The 19951-nt window shown below is 70.2% G+C and carries 16 protein-coding genes and 2 pseudogenes; 3 read left to right on the forward strand and 15 right to left on the reverse strand.

The window, feature by feature from the left end:
• Nucleotides 1–6 precede the first annotated feature (6 nt).
• Nucleotides 7–336, forward strand: coding sequence for a trypco2 family protein (locus SY2F82_RS16765; protein ID WP_200419872.1), 330 nt, complete (start codon nt 7–9; stop codon nt 334–336).
• A 309-nt stretch (nt 337–645) separates the two neighbouring features.
• Nucleotides 646–1581, forward strand: a complete 936-nt coding sequence (locus SY2F82_RS16770) for a LysR family transcriptional regulator (protein ID WP_200419873.1) — start codon at nt 646–648, stop codon at nt 1579–1581.
• A 190-nt stretch (nt 1582–1771) separates the two neighbouring features.
• On the opposite strand, the gene SY2F82_RS16775 is transcribed toward SY2F82_RS16770, so the two are convergent.
• The 15 genes and pseudogenes from SY2F82_RS16775 to SY2F82_RS16850 form a co-directional block, all read right to left on the reverse strand.
• Nucleotides 1772–3631 carry an RICIN domain-containing protein gene (locus SY2F82_RS16775; RefSeq protein WP_200420044.1) on the reverse strand — a complete coding sequence of 620 codons (1860 nt, stop codon included), beginning with the start codon at nt 3629–3631 and terminating at the stop codon, nt 1772–1774.
• A 225-nt stretch (nt 3632–3856) separates the two neighbouring features.
• Nucleotides 3857–4273 (reverse strand): annotated as a pseudogene (locus tag SY2F82_RS39885) (sugar ABC transporter substrate-binding protein); the annotation flags it as partial.
• Between the two features lie 2 nt (nt 4274–4275).
• Nucleotides 4276–4494 (reverse strand): annotated as a pseudogene (locus tag SY2F82_RS16785) (LacI family DNA-binding transcriptional regulator); the annotation flags it as partial.
• Between the two features lie 782 nt (nt 4495–5276).
• Nucleotides 5277–6008: a FadR/GntR family transcriptional regulator gene (locus tag SY2F82_RS16790; RefSeq protein WP_200419874.1), complete on the reverse strand. Its 732-nt coding sequence runs from the start codon at nt 6006–6008 to the stop codon at nt 5277–5279.
• Entirely contained in the window at nt 5983–7035 is a 1053-nt protein-coding gene (locus SY2F82_RS16795; protein WP_236041527.1) for an aldo/keto reductase, read from the reverse strand. The genes SY2F82_RS16790 and SY2F82_RS16795 overlap by 26 nt, the downstream gene beginning before the upstream one ends.
• A gap of 57 nt (nt 7036–7092) precedes the next feature.
• Nucleotides 7093–8310, reverse strand: a complete 1218-nt coding sequence (locus SY2F82_RS16805; RefSeq protein ID WP_236041529.1) for a sugar kinase — start codon at nt 8308–8310, stop codon at nt 7093–7095.
• Nucleotides 8307–8936: a bifunctional 4-hydroxy-2-oxoglutarate aldolase/2-dehydro-3-deoxy-phosphogluconate aldolase gene (locus tag SY2F82_RS16810; protein ID WP_200419875.1), complete on the reverse strand. Its 630-nt coding sequence runs from the start codon at nt 8934–8936 to the stop codon at nt 8307–8309. The genes SY2F82_RS16805 and SY2F82_RS16810 overlap by 4 nt, the downstream gene beginning before the upstream one ends.
• Nucleotides 8933–9694 (reverse strand): SDR family oxidoreductase, encoded by a 762-nt coding sequence (locus SY2F82_RS16815; RefSeq protein ID WP_200419876.1) that lies wholly within the window; start codon nt 9692–9694, stop codon nt 8933–8935. Before SY2F82_RS16815 ends, SY2F82_RS16810 begins: the two co-directional genes overlap by 4 nt.
• 1 nt (nt 9695) lies before the next feature.
• Nucleotides 9696–10736 (reverse strand): zinc-binding dehydrogenase, encoded by a 1041-nt coding sequence (locus tag SY2F82_RS16820; RefSeq protein ID WP_200419877.1) that lies wholly within the window; start codon nt 10734–10736, stop codon nt 9696–9698.
• On the reverse strand, nt 10733–11167 hold the full coding sequence (locus SY2F82_RS16825) for an RbsD/FucU domain-containing protein (protein ID WP_200419878.1): 435 nt from the start codon (nt 11165–11167) through the stop codon (nt 10733–10735). Before SY2F82_RS16825 ends, SY2F82_RS16820 begins: the two co-directional genes overlap by 4 nt.
• The gene (locus tag SY2F82_RS16830; protein ID WP_200419879.1) at nt 11158–12060 is read right to left on the reverse strand and encodes an amidohydrolase; all 903 of its coding nucleotides are present in this window, start codon (nt 12058–12060) and stop codon (nt 11158–11160) included. The genes SY2F82_RS16825 and SY2F82_RS16830 overlap by 10 nt, the downstream gene beginning before the upstream one ends.
• Nucleotides 12053–13378 carry an L-fuconate dehydratase gene (locus SY2F82_RS16835; protein ID WP_200419880.1) on the reverse strand — a complete coding sequence of 442 codons (1326 nt, stop codon included), beginning with the start codon at nt 13376–13378 and terminating at the stop codon, nt 12053–12055. The genes SY2F82_RS16830 and SY2F82_RS16835 overlap by 8 nt, the downstream gene beginning before the upstream one ends.
• Before the next feature lie 92 nt (nt 13379–13470).
• Complete coding sequence (locus SY2F82_RS16840; protein WP_200419881.1) at nt 13471–14514, reverse strand: ABC transporter permease; 1044 nt, start codon at nt 14512–14514, stop codon at nt 13471–13473.
• A complete protein-coding gene (locus SY2F82_RS16845) occupies nt 14507–16069 on the reverse strand; it encodes a sugar ABC transporter ATP-binding protein (RefSeq protein ID WP_200419882.1) in 1563 nt (520 codons plus the stop codon). The genes SY2F82_RS16840 and SY2F82_RS16845 overlap by 8 nt, the downstream gene beginning before the upstream one ends.
• A 46-nt stretch (nt 16070–16115) precedes the next feature.
• Nucleotides 16116–17180 (reverse strand): sugar ABC transporter substrate-binding protein, encoded by a 1065-nt coding sequence (locus tag SY2F82_RS16850; protein ID WP_200419883.1) that lies wholly within the window; start codon nt 17178–17180, stop codon nt 16116–16118.
• 468 nt (nt 17181–17648) lie between these two features.
• On the opposite strand from SY2F82_RS16850, the gene SY2F82_RS16855 reads away from it, so the two are divergent.
• Complete coding sequence (locus tag SY2F82_RS16855) at nt 17649–19883, forward strand: alpha-L-fucosidase (RefSeq protein ID WP_200419884.1); 2235 nt, start codon at nt 17649–17651, stop codon at nt 19881–19883.
• Nucleotides 19884–19951 lie beyond the last annotated feature (68 nt).

Genomic DNA, 19951 nt, shown 5'->3' on the forward strand with positions numbered 1-19951 from the left:
GGGTCAGTGCCGGACTTCCAGGACATCGAACTCGCCGCCGCGGTGAGGGCGATCAGAGACGGGTTGATGCAGGCGGCCACGGCCGGGGCCGGGGAAGCGGTGCGCTTCGACGTCGGCCCGATTCAGATGGAGTTCACGGTCGAGCTGCGTCGCGAGGCCGGGGCCAAGGGCGGCGTCAAGGCCTGGGTGGTCAACGCCGACGCCGATACGAAGGCCTCACGGACCCGTACCCATCGAATCGCCTTCACGCTCACCCCCAAGGACGCCACCGGGGGCAGCCTGGAGGTCGGCAACGACACCCACGGAGACACCAGCCGCTTCGGCTCCGTGGAGTAACAGCTGTCGGCAACCATGAGGGCGAGGCGTCCAACGGCCTCGGTCAAGTCGCCGGCGGCGTTGGCGACCTCCGGAGTGGCAACGAGGCTGAGCGACGTCAATGCAGCGTTGTACGGGGCACAGCCGGGGGCCAACCGTTGCTGATTCTGGTTGCGCCGGCCGACGACCCCACCGATCAGGATGCAGGCGACGGTTGCGGCGGCGCCGATGCCAGTGGTCACAATGGCGTCCCAGGGAGCGCTGAGCGCTGGGCGGACAACCGCAGGACAGTCCAGCCACAACCAACAGTTGTGCCCATAGGGTGTCGACATGGATCTCGACACCGTCCGGACCTTCCTCGCCGCCGCCGACGCCGGGCAGTTCCAGGAGGCCGCCGCCGAGCTGGCGGTCACCCAGCAGGCCGTCTCCAAGCGCATCGCCGCGCTGGAGCGCGACCTCGGCGTGCGGCTGTTCACCCGTACCGCGCGCGGCGCCGAGCTCACCATCGACGGGCAGGCGTTCCTGCCCCACGCGCGCGAGCTGCTGCGCGTCGCCGAGCGCGCGGCCGCGTCCGTGCGCACCGGTCACCGTCCGCTGCGCGTCGACGTGATCGCCTCGCGGGTCGCGCCATCGGGTCTGCTGCGCGGGTTTCACCGCGCCCACCCCGAGATCGACCTGGACGTGGTGATGCTGTTCGACATCGAGACGGCGGTCGCCGCCATCCGGTCGGGTGAGATCGACGCGTCCTTCCGCGCCGTCGCCATGCCCGGGCGGCCCCTCCCCGAGGACATCGCGGCCGTCCGGGTTCTCGACGAGCCGCACCAACTCCTCACCGGCCCCGCCCACGCACTGGCCCGTGCCCGGTCGGTGACCGTCGCCCAGCTCGCCGGGCACCGGATCTGGATGCCCGGCATCGTCCCCGGTACCGAGTGGGCCGCCTACTACGACGACCTCGTCGCCGAGTTCGGCCTCACCATCGAGGCGACCGGCCCCAACTTCGGTTCCGACGCACTCCTCGACACCATCGCCGACACCCCGGCCCTGGCCACCTTCACGACCGAGCAGACCCGCCTCGTCTGGCCCGCCGGCCACGGCCTGCGCCGCATCCCGGTGACCGACCCGACGCCCGTCTACCCGCACTCGCTGCTCTGGCACCGCGACAACCCGCACCCGGCGCTGGCCACCCTCCACGCCCACCTCGCCGCCACAGCCACCGGCCAGGACGCCGCCGGGACCTGGGCGCCGAGCTGGGTGATTCCGCGCTGAACGCCGCCGTGTCCTCGATCGACGTGCCGGATCGACGGACGGTGACTCGAGGCAGGCATAGCCATCGACGGAACCGGCAACGGCTCGAACAAAGTACCGGCGCCTGCTCCGGCAACGGGTCATGGGGCGGCCCCCCGCTCCCGTGCCGGAGGAGCCGGACAGAGAGCAGGGGACCGCGGGGCGGGATGTGTCAGGCCTTGCCCTGGAGGCGCCAGATCTGGTTCTTCTTGGTGCTGAGTGTGCTCCCGGAGTCGCAGGTCCACTGGTGGATCAGGGCGCCGGGCGCGGTCGAGACGTTGGAGACGTCGACGCACTTGCCGCTGTGGACGGCGACGAGTTGGTAGTCCTGGCTGTTGCCGAGCGCGGTGACGGGGTTGAGGGTGAACATCTGGTTGGTCCGGCCGTTGCAGGTGTACTGGATGACGGCGGCGCCGTCGGCGGTGGAGGCGCCGGAGACGTCCAGGCACTTGCCGCTCAGTTCATCGACGATGGTGTAGGTGTTGGCGCGACCGGCGACCGGCTTGAGGTCGAGCATCTGCTGGTAGCCGCCCTCGCAGTAGTACTGCTGGTACTGGGTGCTGTTGGCGAGGCTCAGATGGGTGTCGTCCAGGCACTGGCCGCTGTTCTCGCTCACGGCGACCGTGGAGACGGTCGTGTTGGACGGCGGGAGCAGGGTGACGGTGTAGCCGTCCTTCGCGTTCGTCCACGGGATGCTGACGGAGGCGGCGTTGGCGGTGACCGTCAGGGTGGTGTCGGAGACGGTGGTCGGGCCGCTGACGGCGGCGCCGTTGTTGTAGGGGATGCGCTGGACGACGGCGCGGACCTGGTTGTCGGACACGACGGATGTGGTGTTCAGGCCCGTGAGGTTGACGGTGACGGTGCCCGTGTTGCCGCTGCTGCCGAGCAGGATCTTGGCGTTGCCGGCGGTGTTGTCCTTGGTGGCGAGGCCGTCGGTGTTGGTGCCCGGGGTGAGGTTGACGATGTTGCCGGTCTGCGAGCCGTAGTAGCGGTACATGAACCACTCGCCCAGCGGCAGGTACTGGCCGGAGCTGTTCTTGGTGAGCAGGTTGGCCTCGTCGTCGTGCAGGGCGGTGCCGGAGGCCCAGTTGCCGCGCAGGCCGTCGGCGCCGGCGCGCTCCAGGCGGCCGATGAACCAGGCGCCGCCGCCCGGGTTCTGCATGGACAGCGTCGCGTACTCGTTGATCTGGTACGGACGGGTGTTGGTCAGGCCTGCGGCGGCGATGGTCGAGTTGGCACGGCCGACGTCGGCGGCCGGGTCACCGGGCTCGTCGTGCCAGCTGTAGATGTCGGGGGCGGCCTTGTTGGCCTTGACGTAGTTCAGGTAGGTGGTCCACCAGGTGTTGGAGGAGTTCGGCTTGCCGGCGATGCTGGGGCCGACGATGAGCTGGCCGGGGAAGTTGGCCCGCACGGCGGCGTAGAACCGTGACCACATCTGCAGGTACTGATCCTGGGACCGGGCCCAGAAGCCGCTGCCGTCCGGCTCGTTCCACAGGTCCCACTCCACCGTCATGTTGTTGGCCTTGACGTCGGAGAAGAGCTGGCTGAGGAAATTGTCGAACTGCGTCCAGTCGCCGTTGTCACCGGGGAAGCCCTGGCTGGTGGTGCCGTCGGCACCCCACAGGTCGTGCGGCAGGATGACGAACGTTCCACCGAGGGCGACGGTGCGCTTGTACTGGGCCAGGGTGGCGTTCCAGCGGGTCTGGTAGTCGGCGAGGCTGGTGGCGTAGCCGCCGCTGTTCAGCTGCGCGCCGCCGGCCCGCATGAAGTGCCACTTGATGTCTTTGAAGAAGTGGTCCTGCGGCAGCGACCCGTTCGGGGTCATGCCGTAGATCATGCCGGAGGCGTGGTAGGTGGGGGCGCCCCCGGCGGTGGAGAAGTCGACGGTGACACCGGTGTCGGCAGCCTGCGACGGGACGGCCGGCAGAACCGTTCCGGCCAGGGACGCCAGCAGTACGGCGAGGGTGGAGATGGCCCGGCGGCGGGGGCTGTCGCCGGTCCGGAGTCTGGAAAACACGCGCGGTGAGTACATGCGGCTCTCCCGAGGTGCGGGGTGAGGGGACGGGGGTTGGGTGGGTGTGCGTGTTGAGGCGGCGATCAGTGGTTGCCGGCGCTCCCGGCCGTCGTAGGGGCGGCGCCGCACCGAACGCGCGTCTCGGCGAGCAGCAGGTGGCTGCTCGCGGTCCAGGTGCAGGACGGGGTGGAGGGTCACCGGGGCAGATCTGAAGGGCCCTGCCCCGTGCCTACTTGACTGCACCTGCGCCGCAGTGAGCGGGTCCCTGGGCGACTTGGAGCCGCTGAGCGCGGACTGGGCGGCCTTCCGCATCTGCTCGGAGATCTGGGGGTGCCTGGTGCCGAGGCCGTCGCTGGTGCGTACCTTGGCCGCCTTGACCGCGTCCACCCAGGGCTTCAGTGCGGCGTTCGCGTCCACTTGCTTGGCCTGTACGGCGGCGGTGGGTGCCACCTACGACAGTGCGGTGTCCGTGTAGTAGAGGTTTTCGTCGCTGGTCAGGCAGGACACCGGCTTCTGCGAAGTGGCGTAGCGTCCGGTGTCCTGCTGCACCGGGACCGTGACGAACTCGCCACCGGTCGGGGCCGCGGCGGTGCCCCCGGCGGCTCCGGGTATGGGCAGGACGCCGAAGTCGGAACCGGCCTTCTGGGCACCTGCCGACTGATCGTGTAGTGGTTCCCGGCCGGCGGGAAGACCAGACCGATCGTGCTGGTCCGGCCGTTCGCCAGAGCCCGCGCGCCGGCGTTGGGCCGGTACCCCGGCTCGTCGATCACCTGCTGGATCCTGCGGCGGGTGTCGTCCGACACGGGGCGCTTGCCGCTCAGCGCGTAGGACACGGTGCTCCGCGAGACACCGGCCCGCCGGGCGATCTCACCGATGTTCACGGCGACTCCTCTGCTGCGCTGCGAGCGAACCGGTTCGATTCTCGCCGAGGAGGCGACAGCGCACCGGGGCTCTGAGGAACGGGTCGGGTAACGCGAGCGCCGTCTATCGAACCGGTTCGCTCAGCGATGAAGCTAGGAGGCGCCCCGTCGACTGTCAATGGTCTGTGCGGTCTTTTGCGCAACAGTCAGGCGCTGCCCAGGAAGGGTGCGCAGCGGTCTTGACCGGGTCTCGCCCCGGCTCTACGGTCTCATCGTCATGTCGAACCGGTTCCGCGAACACCGGTCTGCGCCTGGGCTCGTGACGGACTGGGACGCGGCCCGGCCACGCGGGGTGTGCGCGCGGGCGCCGGAGCGTGCGACGCACCCGCTGAGGGCGAACACGTTCGAACTGCCGGTCCTGATGGGCGGCAGCATCATCGTCGAGAGCAACACCCGGAAGCGATCCGCTTTCCCGGGGCGTTCAGCCGGGCGAAGCCGAAGCCGGCCGAGACCGAGGAGGGTGACCAGAGCAATTGGGCGCCCTGCTCCTCCCGTCGTCATGCCGCTCGCCAGAGGGCGCCCGTGCCGACTTCACGGCGGTCCGTCCGGCCGGGTCTCGGCGCCGCAGGCGCTGTGGGTACGGCTCGGGTGGGTGTGATCCGCTGCGACTGCCCCGTTCACGTGCAGTGCCGACTCCCGACGGATTCGGCACCGCCTCACCGAGCCCGCGTTCCGCCGGAACCGGCGGGTGTCTCCGGCCCAACCCGTGTCCCGGAGCGGCGCGTGTGGACGGGGGACTGGTGTCAGCTGTGTTTGCCGGTCACCGGAGTGACCTCCTGCAGGAGGGCCGTGCTCCTGAGATGTTCTCGCAGCCACTGCTCGGTGTGACTCACGTGCATCAGTGCGGCGGCCTGGCTGAGGGCGGCGTCGCGGGTGCACAGGGCATCGAAGATCGCTTCGTGTTCCGCGAGGGTCCTCCCCCCGGCCTGGTCGTCGACCAGGCCGCGCCAGATGCGGGCGCGCAGCGTACGGCCAGAGATGCCCTCCAGCAGGGTGAGCAGCGTTTCGTTGCCCGTCGCCGAGACCACGGCGCGGTGGAACGCCGCGTCGTGCGCGTTGAGCTGTTCGACGTCGTCGCGAGCCCCTCGCATGGCGTCCAGGTGCTGCTTCACCTCTGCCAGCTGGTCGTCGGAGATCCGGGTGGCGGCGAGAGCGGTGGCGACCGGTTCGAGGAGCCGACGAACCTCCATCAGATCCAGCAACGCCGCCGAGTCGCTCTGCAGCAGCTCAACCGCGCCGCCGAGGCCCTCGAGCAGCAGGCTCGGCTGGAGGCTGGTCACATACGTGCCGTCGCCCCGCCGGACTTCGAGCACGCGGGCGACGGCGAGTGCTTTGACCGCCTCGCGGGCCAGGTTGCGGGACAGACCGAGCTGGGCCGCAAGCTCCGGCTCCGGCGGCAGCTTCGAGCCCGGTGGCAGCGCCCCGGTGCGGATGAGCTCACGGATCCGCTCAATGGCCTTGTCCGTCAGCGACATCGCGCGCCACCCCTTCCATCTGCCCCGGAGTGTTCTCCGCGCTGTTTCGCGTGGGTACGTCCGGCCTGATCAGACCCTGGGTGCGAAGGTCCTGCCAGAGAGCTTCCGGCACATGCCGACGGTGGAGTTCCACGTTGCGCGCGACTTGCTCCTGATTCCTCATCCCCAGGGTGACATTGATGATACTGGGATGGCTGAAGGGGAAAGCGATCGCTGCGGCGGGCAGGGTGGTGCCGTGACGTTCGCAGACCTCGGCGATGGCCAGGGCACGGGCGGCGATGTCCGGCGGGGCGACCTTGTAGTCGTACTTCATACCCGGTGTCGGGCGGTCCCGGGAGAGCAGACCCGAGTTGAACACGCCCACCGCGACCACGCTTTTGCCGTGCTGCTGTGCGGCGGGCAGCACGTCGTCCAGCGCCGTCTGGTCGAGGAGGGTGTAGCGTCCGGCCAGCATCACCACGTCGGCGGCGGTCTCCCGCAGGAAGCGGGCGAGCATGCCCGACTGGTTCATGCCGGCGCCGATCGCGCCGATCACCCCCTGGTCGCGCAGGTCCGCGAGGGTGGGCAAGGCCTCCTCGGCGGCCTGCCGCCAGTGGTCGTCGGGGTCGTGCACGTAGACGATGTCGAGCCGGTCCAGACCCGTACGCTCCAGGGTGGCGTCGATGGAGCGGAGCACGCCGTCCCGGCTGAAGTCCCATTGGCGGCGCAGGTCGTCCCGGACGACGAACCCCTCGCTGTCGACGCCCCGCGGCTGCTCGTTGGGCACGAGCAGCCGGCCCACCTTGGAGGAGACGACGTACTGCTCGCGGGGCCGATCGCGCAGGGCGGCCCCCAGACGCTGCTCCGAGAGGCCGAGCCCGTAGTGGGGCGCGGTGTCGAAGTACCGGATGCCGCTGTCCCAGGCCGCCTCGATCGCGGCCGCCGCGTCCTGGGCCGGTGTGACCCGGTAGAGGTTGCCGATGACGGAGGCTCCGAAGCCCAGCTCGGTGACGTCGACGGTGGTGTTCGTGATCTTCCGGGTTCGCAAGGCATGCTCCTCGGGTCCTTCGGACGGACGGGTCCTACGGGTGGGAAGGGACGCCGTTCAGCGCCTGACGACGGCCGAGCCGCCCGCCACGAGCGCTTCGACCTCCGCGAGCGAGGCCATGGAGACGTCGCCGGGCGTGGTCATGGCGAGTGCGCCGTGCGCCGTGCCGTAGGCGAGGGCCCGCTTCAGACAGGCGACGGTGAGCGGGGCACTGGCCGGCTCGGCACCCGCGAGCGGCTCGGAGGCGGGACGCCGCAGCCATGGGTGCTCCGACCCGCCCAGGACGAGCGGGCCGTGCCCAGGCGCCTCGCCGCCCCGCCGGCCGAGATCCGGCCCGGGAACGGTCGCGGGCTCGTCCTCAGGGCCGGGGGCCGTCAGCAGCCCGTGGATCAGCCCGGCCGCGAAGGCGTCGCCGGAGCCGATGCGGTCCAGGACGTGCAGGCCGGGCATGTCCGGACCCGCGACGAAGCCGGTCGCCGGCGACCAGGCCGCCGAGGACCAGTCGTTCACACCTGCCGAGGGCACGGCGCGGAGCGTCGTGGCAAGTACCTTCACCCCTGGCAGCCGGTCGGCGGCCTCGGCGAGCGCATCCGGCACCTCTTCCGCGCGGACGCGCACCGCTCCGGGGTACGGTCCGCTCAGGCCGAGGGCGCCCACCACCACGTCGGCGTGCCGGGCGAGCCGCAGGTCCACCTCGCGGGCCCGTTCGGCACCGCCGCGGCCGTCCCACAGGCTCGGGCGGTAGTTCGGGTCGTAGGAAACGGTCACCCCGTGCCGTCGCGCCGCGTCCATCGCCTCCTCCGCCACGTCCACCGTGGTGTCCGACAGGCCGGCGAAGATGCCGCCCGTGTGGAACCAGCGCGGGCCCGTGGCGAACAGCGCGTGCCAGTCGACGTCCCCCTTGCGCAGCTGGGACACGGCCGTGTTCGCACGGTCGCTGACACCCAGCGCGCCCCGGATGCCGAAGCCCCGCTCCACGAAGTTCAGCCCGTTGCGGGCGGTGCGGCCGATGCCGTCGCCGGGCACCCACCGGATCAGTGACGTGTCGACACCGCCCTGGAGGATCAGGTCCTCGGTCAGCCGCCCCACCGCGTTGTCGACCAGGGCGGTCACGACGGCCGTGCGCAGGCCGAAGCAGCGGCGCAGTCCGCGCACCACGTTGTACTCGCCGCCGCCCTCCCAGACCTGGAAGGTGCGGGCGGTACGGATACGGCCCTCGCCGGGGTCGAAGCGCAGCATCACCTCGCCGAGGGCGATGACCTCGGGGACGCTCATCCCGTACTCCTCTGGACGGCCTCGGCGGTCAGCCGCCGGATCCCGTCGTAGTCGCCGCGCCGCAGGTGCCCGGTGGTCGCCATCCAGCTGCCGCCGACGGCGAGGACCGCCGGATGGGAAAGGTAGACGGGCAGGTGCGCGAGGCCGATGCCTCCGGTCGGCAGGAAGCGTGCCTGGGGAAAGGGAGCCGCGAGCGCCTCGAGGACCCCGATGCCGCCGAGCGGCTCGGCGGGGAACAGTTTGACCGTGTCGAGGCCCGCGCGCAGGGCGCGCATCAGCTCCGTGGCGGTGGCGATGCCCGGTACGACGGGTACGTCGAGCTCACGGCACGTGGCGACGACGTCCGCGTCGTAACCGGGGGAGACGACGAAGCGGGCCCCGGCCACAACGGCCCGCTCCGCCTGCTCGGACGTGAGCACGGTGCCCGCGCCGACGGCCAGGCCGCCGTGGGCCGCCATCGCCTTCACCACCTGCTCGGCGCCCGGGGTACGGAAGGTGACCTCGGCGCACCGGGCTCCGCCCGCCGTGAGCGCGTCGGCGAGCGGACCTGCGTGCGCCACGGACGGTACGGTGAGCACCGGCAGGATCCGGGCGCCGGCCAGCTCGGGGGCGAGATCGGTGGTCATCGGCCCAGCCATCCGCCGTCGACGGGCAGGACGGTGCCGTGGACATAGGCGGCGGCGTCGGAGGCCAGGAACACGGTGGCGCCCGCGAGGTCGTCCGCGCTGCCCCAGCGGCCGGCGGGGACGCGGTCCAGGATCGCCTTGCTGCGCACCGGGTCGTCCTGGAGGGCCTGGGTGTTGTCGGTGGCGATGTAGCCCGGCGCGATGGCGTTGACGTTGACGCCGTGCGGGGCCCACTCGTTGGCCAGGGCCTTGGTCAGGCCTGCGATGCCGTGCTTGGCGGCGGTGTAGCCGGGGACGGTGATGCCGCCCTGGAAGCTGAGCAGCGACGCGGTGAAGAGGATCTTCCCCCGGCCGCGGGCCACCATCGTCGCGCCGACCGCCCGAGTGAGCGCGAACTGGGCGTTGAGGTTGACCTGGAGCACCAACTCCCAGTCGGTATCCGAGTGTTCGGCCGCGGGGTGCCGGCGGATCGTGCCCGCGTTGTTGACCAGGATGTCCACCGGCCGCTCGCGGCCCGCGAGGTCCGCACCCAGCGCCCGTACGGCGTCCGGGTCGGCGAAGTCGGTGCGGATCGCCTCGAAGGTGCGCCCCGCGGCGACGACGTCCTTCTCCACCGCGCTGCCGGACTCCTCCAGCGAGGCGCTGACGCCGATGACGTCCGCGCCGGCCTCGGCGAGGGCACGGGCCATGGCCCGGCCGATGCCGCGCCGGGCGCCGGTGACGACCGCGAGCCGCCCGGTCAGGTCGAAGAGAGGCATCTCAGGCTCCCGTCGTGTCGTTGCCGCAGTCCACCAGGATCTTCATCACGTCCCCGCCCGCCTCCAGCGCCTCGAATGCCGCGGGCGCCTCGGTGAGGGGAACGACCTTGCTGATCAGCCGCTCTGCGGGGATCGTGCCGTCGGCCACCAGCGTCACCGCCTTCTCGAAGTCCGAGCGGTCGTACAACCGGGCACCGACGAGGGTGAGTTCGCGCCAGAAGAAGCGGTGCAGGTTCACCTCGCGGGGCCGGGGGTGGATCGCCACCAGACACAGACGGCCGCGTACGCCCAGCACCTCCACGGCGGTGTCGACACCGCCCGCCGCGCCGGAGACCTCGAAGGCGACGTCCGCGCCCGCGCCGCCGGTCCACCGCCGGACGAGCTCGGGCACGTCCTCGGCGGCCGGGTCCCAGGCGGTCAGGCCCGACTCCTCGGCCAGGAGGCGCCGGTGGGTGCTCAGCTCGACCAAGCGGACCTCGGCACCGGCGGCCCGCGCCACCAGCGCGATGAGCACCCCGACCGGTCCGCCGCCGACCACGACGACCCGCTCACCCTCCCGCACCCGGGCCCGGCCGACGTCGTGAACGGCGACGGCGGTGGGTTCCACGAGGGCGGCCCGGTCCAGCGAGACGGACTTGGGCAGGCGTACGAGCGTGGAAGCAGGCACCGTCCAGCGCTGCTGCATCGCGCCCGGCGAGTCGATGCCGATGAAGTCGAGGTTCTGGCAGACGTGCCGGTGACCGGACGTACACGCCGGGCAGGTGCCGTCCCAGCGCAGCGGCATCACCGTCACCGCGTCCCCGGGCTGCCAGCCCGCCACCCCCGGACCGACCCGGACGACACGGCCGGACATCTCGTGCCCCAGAACGGCGGGCGCGGCGACCCGGGCGTCCATGTCGCCGTGGAAGATGTGCAGGTCGGTGCCGCAGATGCCGACGTAGGCGGGGGCCAGCTCCACCTCCCCGGGGCCGGGGGAGGAGGCCTCGACCGGAGCGGTGTCCAGGGTGCGGGCGGCTTTGTAGCGGACTGCGAGTGTCGTCATGGGGTCAGGGTCCCTTCAGCGCGGACGCCGATGGTCAGCAGCAGGTTGGCGTACGTACGGATGTCGGCGGTGACGATCGCCAGCGCCAGGTCGGGGGAGCGTGCGGCGTCGTAGAACTCGAACCGGCCCAGCGTCTCCACCGGGGCGGGCGCCAGCCGGGCGCGGTACTCGGCGATGGCCGGCGGCTCCGGTTCGCCCTCGGGCGGCACCATCACCTGTGCCGACTCCACGGGGATCGCCCGCAGGAGGACGTCGAGCACGGTGGTGACGTCCAGCAGGCCCGGCCTCAGGTTGAGGTGGACGGTTCTGGCCCGCTCGCCGGTGGCCGTACTGGTGGGGTAGTGGCCGTCGGCGAGCAGGACGCGGGCGCCGTGGCCGGCTCCGGCCAGGGCTTCGAGGATTCCCGGGTGCAGCAGTTCCGTCAGGAGCACGGCGTCCCCTCTCTCGTCGGGACAGGCGTCAGGTGGTAGAAGGCCGTCGCGGTGCCGGCGAGCACCGCGTCGATCTCGGTGCCGGAGCAGCCCTCCAGGAGTTCGTCGACGGCGTCGGCCCAGCGGTTCCAGCCACCGGCGAGGACGCAGACCGGCCAGTCCGAGCCGAACATCAGCCGGTCGGGGCCGAAGGCGGAGAGCAGGACGTCCCACACCGGGCGGATGTCGGCGACGGTCCACTTCTCGTGGTCGGCCTCCGTGACGAGCCCCGACACCTTGCAGCGGACCTGGGGATGCCCGGCCAGTGTCCGCACCTGGTGTGCCCAGTCGGTCAGTTCCCGCCGTGCGAGAGGCGGCTTGCCCGCGTGGTCGAGGACGAGGGGCAGCTCCGGCAGTCTTTCCGCGAGACGGATCGCCTGCGGGAACTGGTGGCTGCGGATCAGCACGTCATACCCGAGCCCGCGCTCTGCGACCGCTCGCAACCCCCGCTCCACGTCCGGGCGTTGCAGCCAGTGCGGGTCGGACTCGCCCTGCACGATGTGCCGTACGGCCCGCAGGTGCCGGCCCGCCGATCCCGTCCGCAGGTCGTCGAGTACGTCGCCGATCGCGGGGGACGTCAGGTCCGCCCAGCCGACGACGGCGCCGATCAGCGGGTCGCTGTCGGCCAGGGCGAGCAGATCGCGTGTCTCGGGGACGGAGGTGACGCACTGGACGACCACCGTGCTCGTCAGCCGTCGTCCGGCGATCGGGCGGGTCGCGGCCGATCGCAGGGCGTGCACGCTGAAGCTCCGGCGGAGCGGCTCGTGCCCGGGTTCGTCCAGCCAGGGCTGCGGCCGGAGGTCCAGGTTCCACACGTGGTGGTGGGCGTCGATGAGGATTTGGCCGTCAGACACGGGCGGTCCAGACGGGTCCGTCGGGGTAGGCGTACTCCTTGAGGGACTCCGGGTGCATCTGCGCGCTCAGCCCGGGCAGCTCCGGCGCCAGGTAGTGGCCGTCGGCGATGCGCACCGGGTCGACGAAGTGCTCGTGGAGGTGGTCGACGTATTCGATGACCCGGTCCTCCAGGGTGCCGGAGACGGCGACGTAGTCGAACATCGACAGGTGCTGCACCATCTCGCACAGGCCGACGCCGCCGGCGTGCGGGCACACCGGCACCCCGAACTTCGCGGCGAGCAGCAGGATCGCGATGTTCTCGTTGACCCCGCCGACCCGTGCCGAGTCGATCTGCACGATGTCGACGGCACCGGCCTGGAGAAGCTGCTTGAAGACGACCCGGTTGGCGATGTGCTCGCCGGTGGCGACCTTGATGGGGCTGACGGCCTTGCGGACCGCGGCGTGGCCGAGGATGTCGTCGGGCGAGGTGGGCTCTTCGATCCAGTACGGCTGGTGGGGCGCCAGGGCGCGCATCCAGTCGATGGCCTGAGCGACGTCCCATCTCTGGTTGGCGTCCACGGCGATGCGGATGCCGTCGCCGACCGTCTCACGGGCGGTGCGCATGCGCCGTACGTCGTCCTCCAGGGAGGCGCCGACCTTCAGCTTGATCTGGGTGAAGCCGTCGGCGACGGCCTCACGGGCCAGGCGGGCCAGCTTCTCGTCGGAGTAGCCGAGCCATCCGGGGGTGGTGGTGTAGGCGGGGTAGCCGCGCTCCAGCAGGCGGGCGATGCGCTCCTGGCGGCCCGGTTCGGCGCGGCGCAGGATGTCCAGGGCCTCCTCGGGGGTGAGCGCGTCGCTGAGCCATCGGAAGTCGACCTGCGCGACGAGTTCCTCGGGCGGCATCTCGCCGAGGAACCGCCACACGGGCTTGCCCGCACGCTTGGCGGCCAGGTCCCAGGCGGCGTTGACCACCGCCCCGGTGGCCATGTGGATGGCGCCCTTCTCCGGACCCAGCCAGCGCAGTTGGGGGTCGTGCACGAGGGAGCGCGAGAACGCGCCGAGGTCGCCGCAGACCTCCTCGACCGAGAGGCCCACGACGTGCGGGGCGAGGGCCGCGATGGCTGCGGCCTGCACGTCGTTGCCGCGTCCGGTGGTGAAGGCCAGGGCGTGGCCCTCCAGTCCGTCGCCGGCATCGGTGCGCAGGACCACGTACGCGGCGGAGTAGTCGGGTTCGGGGTTCATCGCGTCCGACCCGTCCAGGTGCTCGGACGTCGGGAACCGCACGTCCAGGACGTCGAGGGCGGTGATACGGGCGGATGCGGACACGGCAGAGGACATGACGGCAACTCCTGTGAGAGCAGGTGGGAACACGGCCCCCTGCGGCGGAACGGGTGGCGGCGAGCGGTGTGCGGCGGTGACGACCGCCTGATTCACTCCTGGACCTTGCCGCCGGTGATGCGAGAGATGGTCAGGGCGACCAGGATGATCAAGCCGTTGAGGGCACCGATCCACTGCGCGGGGACGCCTGCGAGGGTCAGCACGTTCTGGATCATGAACAGCAGGAGGATGCCGCTGAACGCCCCGAACATGGTGCCCTTGCCGCCGTTGAGGCTGATCCCGCCGATGACGGCGGCGGCGAAGACGGTGAAGATGTAACCGTTGCCCTGTGCCGAGGCCACCGAGGCGAGCCGCCCGGACAGCAGCAGTCCGGCGAGGGCGGCGAGCACGCTGCCGGAGACGATGACGATCCACATCACCCGGTCGGTGCGGATGCCGGCCGCCTTCGCCGCGTCGACGTTGCCGCCGATGGCGTACAGCGAGCGGCCGAAGCTGGTCCAGCCCAGGACGACGATGGCGACGGCGAACAGCACCAGGCAGATCCAGATGGAGGCCGGCATCCCGAACCATTCCGCGGTGCCCAGGTAGAGCATCGACTTCGGCAGCTGGAAGAAGGTCTGGCCGCCGGAGATGCCGGTCAGGACGCCGCGCAGGACGATCAGCATGCCGAGGGTGACGATGAACCCGTTGAGGCCGAAACGGATGATCAGCAGGGCGTTGATCACGCCGACCAGCAGGCCCACGGCGAGCGTGACGGGAATCGCCCAGGCACCGGGCAACAGGCCGAGGCCGTGACCGGCACCGGTCGGCACCACGAGCCAGGCTGCCACGCCGGGCGCGAGGCCCATGGTGGACTCCAGCGACAGGTCCATCTTCTTGACGATCAGGATCATCGTCTGGGCGAGGACCAGCAGGGCGATCTCCGACATGGTCTGCAGGACGTTGATGAGGTTGTCCGCCTGCAGGAAGACCGGGTTGACGATCTGGCCGACGATCGCGATGACCACGATCGCGGGGACGAGGGCGAGATCGCGCAGCCGGGCCAGAGGTACCCGGCCGCCGAACAGACCGTTCCGCTTGCCCTTCGGCTCGGTGGTCCCGGGAGCGGGGGTGTCCGCGAGGACGGTGTCAGGCATCGAGGTCCACTCCTTCCATCGCGGCCACGAGGTCGTGGTCGTGCCAGCCGCGGGAGATCTCTGTCGTCACACGGCCCTGGAACATCACCAGGACCCGGTCGCACATGCGCAGGTCGTCGAGTTCGTCGGAGGCGATGAGCACTCCGGTGCCGGTCTCCGCGGTCTCCGCGACCTTGCCGAGGAGGAACTCCTTGGAGCGCACGTCCACGCCGGCGGTCGGGTTGATCAGGACCAGCAGCCGGGGGTCGTCGGCGAGGGCGCGGGCCATGACGACCTTCTGCTGGTTGCCGCCGGAGAGGGCGGAGACGGGCAGCTCGGGGCCGGGCGTCTTGATCGCCAGGTGCTCGATCATCCCCTCGGCGAGCCGGTCGCGTCGGCTGCGGCTGAGGAATCCGTTCCTGCGGAGCCTGCGGGGAACGGACAGTGTGGTGTTGTCCGCGATCGACATGTCGGGCACGAACCCCTGGTGGTGCCGGTCCTGCGGGACGAACCCGGCGCCGGAGGCGAGCGCGGCGGGCACGCTGCCGGGACGGGGGCGGTTGCCGGCGATCTCCACCTCGCCGGTGCCGGCGGCCCGCAGTCCCACGACGGTCTCGGCCACTTCGGTACGTCCGCTGCCCGCGGCCCCCGCGAGCCCTACGATCTCCCCGGCGCCGACCTGGAAGCTGATGTCTTCGTAGGTCTCGCCGCTCAGCCCCCGGACGCTGAGCGCGGCCGTGGCGCCGGCGTCGAGTGTGCTCGCCCTCTCCTCGCGCCGGTCGGCAGCCGCCTCACCGGTCATGGCGGCGACGAGTTCGGTGCGGGGGAGTTCGGCGACCGGCGCGGTCAGGATGTGCCGGGCGTCCCGGAACACCGTCACCATGTCGCAGATCTCGTAGACCTCCTGCAGGTGGTGGCTGATGAACAGGAAGGTCACGCCCTGCCGCTGCAGGTCGCGGATGCGGTCGAAGAGGCGGTTGATCGCGGCTGCGTCGAGCTGGGCGGTCGGCTCGTCGAGAATGATGAACCGGGCGCCGAAGGACAGCGCGCGGGCGATCTCCACGAACTGCCGTTGCTCCACGCTGAGATCAGCGGCGGGGGTCTGCGGGTCGACGTCCACGGACCAGGTCGACAGCAGGTCCTGCGCGCGGCGGCGTACGCCCTGCCAGCTGATGAGCCGGTGGCGGCCGTGGTCGTGCCGGTTCAGGAAGAGGTTCTCGGCGACGGTCAGCGTGGGGATGATCGTCGACTTCTGGTAGACGCAGGCTACGCGCTGCCGCCAGGCGTCGCGGTCCGTCAGCCGTGGCGCCGGGCTGCCGCCGAAGGTCACCGTTCCCTCGTCCGGGGCCTGCAGGCCGGTGAGGACGGAGACCAGGGTCGACTTGCCGGCTCCGTTGCGGCCGACGAGGGCATGCGTCTCGCCCGGCCTGATGGTGATCCGGGCGCCGTTGAGGGCCACCGTCGGACCGAATCGTTTGACAATGCCCGTCGCCTCGACGACGGGCGGATCCGCCGGGACCCGTCCGTCGTCCGTGGGGGCGGGTGCGGGGCGGACTCCTCGTTCCCCGTCGCTCATCTCAACCGCCTTGATGGTGTTCGCCGTTGGTCTTCGGGACGTGGTGTCAGCCGAGGTTGTTGCCCCACAGGGACTTGTCGTCGCTCTTGAGGCTGGGGATGCCGCCGTAGGTGCCGCCGTCGGCGGTGACGAGCGGGGCCGAGAGCTGGTCCTCGAGCAGCCCGTCGCGGACCTTGACGATGGTGCTGTCGTGGTCGGTCTTGCCGGGCTGGAACGTCTTCCCGTCGATCGCGGCCTTCAGGTAGTACAGGGCGTACTTGGCGTAGAGGTCGGCCGGCTGGGAGACCGTGGCGTCGATCTGCCCGGCGGCGATGTCCTTCAGCTCCTCGGGGATACCGTCGTTGGAGACGACGAACACGTGCTTCTTGTCCTTCGGGCCGACCAGCAGGCCCTTCTGCTTGAGCACCTGGAGCGTCCCGGACAGCGCGAAGCTGGACTGCATGTAGACGCCCTTGATGTCCGGGTTGGCGGTCAGGTCGGTCTGCAGCTTCTGCGCGGCGACGGCACCGTCCCAGTTGGTGGCCTCGCCGAACACCTTGATGCCCGGGTAGTTCTTCTTCATGCAGTCGTTGAACGCCTCGGTGCGGTCACGCCCGTTGATCGAGGAGAGGTCGCCCTGCAGCATGACGACCTTGCCCTTGCCGCCGAGCTTGGTGCCGAGGTAGGTGCACGCCTTCTCGCCGTAGGCGCGGTTGTCGGCGCGGACGACCATGTAGACGTTGCCGGTGTCGGGGCGGGTGTCGACGGTGACGACCGGGATCTTCTTCGCTTCCAGCTGCGCCAGGGTCGGCGCGATGGCGGCGGTGTCCTGCGGGGCCATCGCGATGCCCTTGACGCCCTGGCTGATGAACGTCTGGGCGTTGGCGGTGAGCTTGGCGACGTCGTTCTGCGAGTTGGTGGTCTTGAGCGAGAGGCCGAGCTGCTTGGCGAACTCCGGCGTGTACTTGATGTACGAGTTCCAGAAGTCGGTGTCGGAACGCGGGTAGTCGACGCCGACCAGCGGCGCGTCGCTCGACGCGGAGGCGGTGCCCGAGCCGCTGCTGCAGGCGGTGAGCAGCGCCAGGGCGGACAGGGCCGAGGCGGTGGAGCACAGGGCGGTTCTGAGTCTCATCGGTACTTCCTCGCGCTGGTCCCGAAGCGGGAGATGGTTCGCAGGGCGACAGTCGTGTGCCGCCGCATCGAAGAGATGGGATGTATGTATAGGTGGCGACTGGGTGCGCTGTCTAGGTCCCGGGAGAAGTAGCTGGAAAGTAGGTGGTTGTGGAGTTCGATGGAGTGACTGGTGGGCCAAATCAATCCCATCAATGATGCGTATTCGTGATGCGCGGACGACTTGCCTGAGGGCTTGCCGTGTGGCGTCGCACCCTTTGTGTATCGCGCAAACATTCCATGTCTGACACTCGATAAATCGGGCATAGATGCATACTCATGGATAAAATTGCGAGTGAAGAGGTGCTTTCATCCCTGCACGTCCGTTGACATGAGTGCGCCACATGGTCGAACTTCGTGCGTATCGCCTGGCACTCCGGAGCCATGGGCGTCGTGTTTTCCCTCTGTCCCCCACTCCAGGGATGTCCTCATGTCGAGTTCGTTCAACAGACGCCGGTTCCTGGCCGGCGCCACATCCGTCGCGGCGGCAGCCGTCGGAGGCGGCGTCCTCGGGGCCGGCGTCGCACACGCGGCACCGAGCAGCTACACCCCAGCGTGGACCTCGGTCGACCAGCACCCGCCCGCCCCCGAGTGGTTCCAGGACGCCAAGTTCGGCATCTACTTCCACTGGGGCGTCTTCAGCGTTCCGGCCTATGGGAACGAGTGGTATCCGCGCCGGATGTACATCAGCGGCGACGCGTGCAACCAGCACCACATCGCGACCTACGGCGACCCGTCGGTGTGGCCGTACCACAACTTCATCAACGGCGCGAAGGACCTGGCCGGCAACTTCGTGCAGTTCGCACCGAAGCTGAAGTCGGCGGGCGGCAACTTCGACCCCGACGCGTGGGCGCAGCTGTTCGTCGACGCGGGCGCGAGGTTCGCCGGACCGGTCGCCGAACACCACGACGGCTTCTCCATGTGGAACAGCCAGGTCAACGAGTGGAACTCGGTCGCCAAGGGGCCGAAGCTCAATCTGCTGCAGCTGTTCACCACGGCGATCCGGGCCAAGGGGCTCAAGCTGCTGGTCGCCATGCACCACGCGTACAACTTCAACGGCTACTACGACCACGTCCCCGCGCAGTCGGACCCGAGCCTGCAGAAGCTCTACGGGCAGTTGGGCAGGACGCAGGAGAACCAGCTCTGGTACGACAAGCTCAAGGAGGTCATCGACCTCGCCCAACCCGACATCCTCTGGGAGGACTTCGACCTGTCCAAGGTCGACGAGACCCAGCGGCTGAACTTCCTGTCGTACTACTACAACCAGGCAAACTCCTGGGGCCGCGAAGTCGTCGCCACCTATAAGGACGGCTTCAACGGCCACGGCGAGGTCTTCGACTACGAGCGGGGCGGCCCCGCCGACATCACCGCCCCCTACTGGCTCACCGACGACAGCATCTCCAGCTCCAGCTGGTGCTACACGAACGGCATCGGCTACTACAGCACCCAGCAGATGCTGCACTCACTGATCGACCGGGTCAGCAAGAACGGCAACATGCTGCTCAACATCGCCCCGATGGCGGACGGCACGATCCCCCAGGCCCAGCAGGACATCCTGCTCGGCATCGGCGACTACCTGAAGCGCTTCGGCGAGTCAATCTACTCGACCCGGGCCTGGACCACGTACGGCGAAGGTCCCACGCGGATGGGCGGCGGCGCCTTCACCGCCCCGCAAGCCGGCACCGCCCAGGACATCCGCTTCACCCGGAACAAGAACAACACCGTCCTGTACGCCACGGTCCTCGGCTGGCCGGGCAGCACACTGACCATATCGACGCTCAACTCGGCGCGGATCAATGTCAGCTCCCTGACCTCGGCGCAGTTGCTGAACCCGACCGCCGGCACGTACACGAACCTGCCCGCGCCGACGCAGGACTCGGCCGGGCTGCACGTGACCCTGCCGTCGTCGTCGGCGCCGTTCTCCGCCCTCGCCTACGTCGTGAAGCTGACCTTCTCCGGTCAGATCCCGACCCTGCAGCCACTGGCCGGGGCCGTGGTCTACCAGGACGTCAACTACTCCGGCAGCTCCGCCGTGCTCCAGATCGGCTCCTACACCGCCGACCAGTTGACGCTCGCCGGACTGCCCAGCCGCAGCCTGTCCTCCCTGAAGCTGGCCCCCGGCTACCAGATCGTCGGCTACTCCGGTGACAACTTCACCGGCACCGCCTGGACCTTCACCGCCGACAACGCCGACCTGCGCAACACCGGCAACAACGACGCCGTCGTGTCGATGAAGGTGCAGCTCAACCCCTCGGCGTGGTTCAGGATCACCAACGTCACCGACGGGCTGGTGCTGGACAGCGGCGGGAACGTCCCCAGCGGCTCCAACCTCAAGCAGTGGACCTGGAACGGAAGCACCAACCTGCAGTGGCAGGCCGTCGAGCTCGGGACCGGCTACTACAAGCTGGTCAACCGCGCCAACGGCATGGTCGCCGACGGCGGGGGCGCCACCACGAACGGCTCCGCCGCCCTGGAGGCTCCCTGGAGCGGGGGCAACACCCAGCAGTGGCAGCTCAAGTACCAGGGTGGCGGCAGGTACTGGATCGTCAACCGCGCCACCGGCCTCGTCCTCGACGGCGGCGGCAACGTGCCCTCGGGCTCCGTGACCAAGCAGTGGTCCGGGAACAGCAGCACCAACGTACAGTGGACCTTCACGGCGCTCTGACCCTCGCCCCGGCATGACCGCGGCTGCGGCGGGCGCGCTCCACGCGCTCCCGGCGCGGCCGCCGACCG

Origin of the sequence: Streptomyces sp. Y2F8-2 (genome assembly GCF_014905555.1) — a bacterium.
Classification (GTDB): Bacteria; Actinomycetota; Actinomycetes; order Streptomycetales; family Streptomycetaceae; genus Streptomyces; species Streptomyces cynarae.

What these genes read in the sequence shown, in the direction of transcription:
- SY2F82_RS16775 (WP_200420044.1), bottom strand. Translation starts at nt 3,631, where the DNA reads ATGTACTCACCGCGCGTGTTTTCCAGACTCCGGACCGGCGACAGCCCC.
- SY2F82_RS16770 (WP_200419873.1), top strand. Translation starts at nt 646, where the DNA reads ATGGATCTCGACACCGTCCGGACCTTCCTCGCCGCCGCCGACGCCGGG.
- SY2F82_RS16840 (WP_200419881.1), bottom strand. Translation starts at nt 14,514, where the DNA reads ATGCCTGACACCGTCCTCGCGGACACCCCCGCTCCCGGGACCACCGAG.
- SY2F82_RS16805 (WP_236041529.1), bottom strand. Translation starts at nt 8,310, where the DNA reads ATGAGCGTCCCCGAGGTCATCGCCCTCGGCGAGGTGATGCTGCGCTTC.
- SY2F82_RS16855 (WP_200419884.1), top strand. Translation starts at nt 17,649, where the DNA reads ATGTCGAGTTCGTTCAACAGACGCCGGTTCCTGGCCGGCGCCACATCC.
- SY2F82_RS16810 (WP_200419875.1), bottom strand. Translation starts at nt 8,936, where the DNA reads ATGACCACCGATCTCGCCCCCGAGCTGGCCGGCGCCCGGATCCTGCCG.
- SY2F82_RS16845 (WP_200419882.1), bottom strand. Translation starts at nt 16,069, where the DNA reads ATGAGCGACGGGGAACGAGGAGTCCGCCCCGCACCCGCCCCCACGGAC.
- SY2F82_RS16850 (WP_200419883.1), bottom strand. Translation starts at nt 17,180, where the DNA reads ATGAGACTCAGAACCGCCCTGTGCTCCACCGCCTCGGCCCTGTCCGCC.
- SY2F82_RS16835 (WP_200419880.1), bottom strand. Translation starts at nt 13,378, where the DNA reads ATGTCCTCTGCCGTGTCCGCATCCGCCCGTATCACCGCCCTCGACGTC.
- SY2F82_RS16820 (WP_200419877.1), bottom strand. Translation starts at nt 10,736, where the DNA reads ATGACGACACTCGCAGTCCGCTACAAAGCCGCCCGCACCCTGGACACC.
- SY2F82_RS16815 (WP_200419876.1), bottom strand. Translation starts at nt 9,694, where the DNA reads ATGCCTCTCTTCGACCTGACCGGGCGGCTCGCGGTCGTCACCGGCGCC.
- SY2F82_RS16790 (WP_200419874.1), bottom strand. Translation starts at nt 6,008, where the DNA reads ATGTCGCTGACGGACAAGGCCATTGAGCGGATCCGTGAGCTCATCCGC.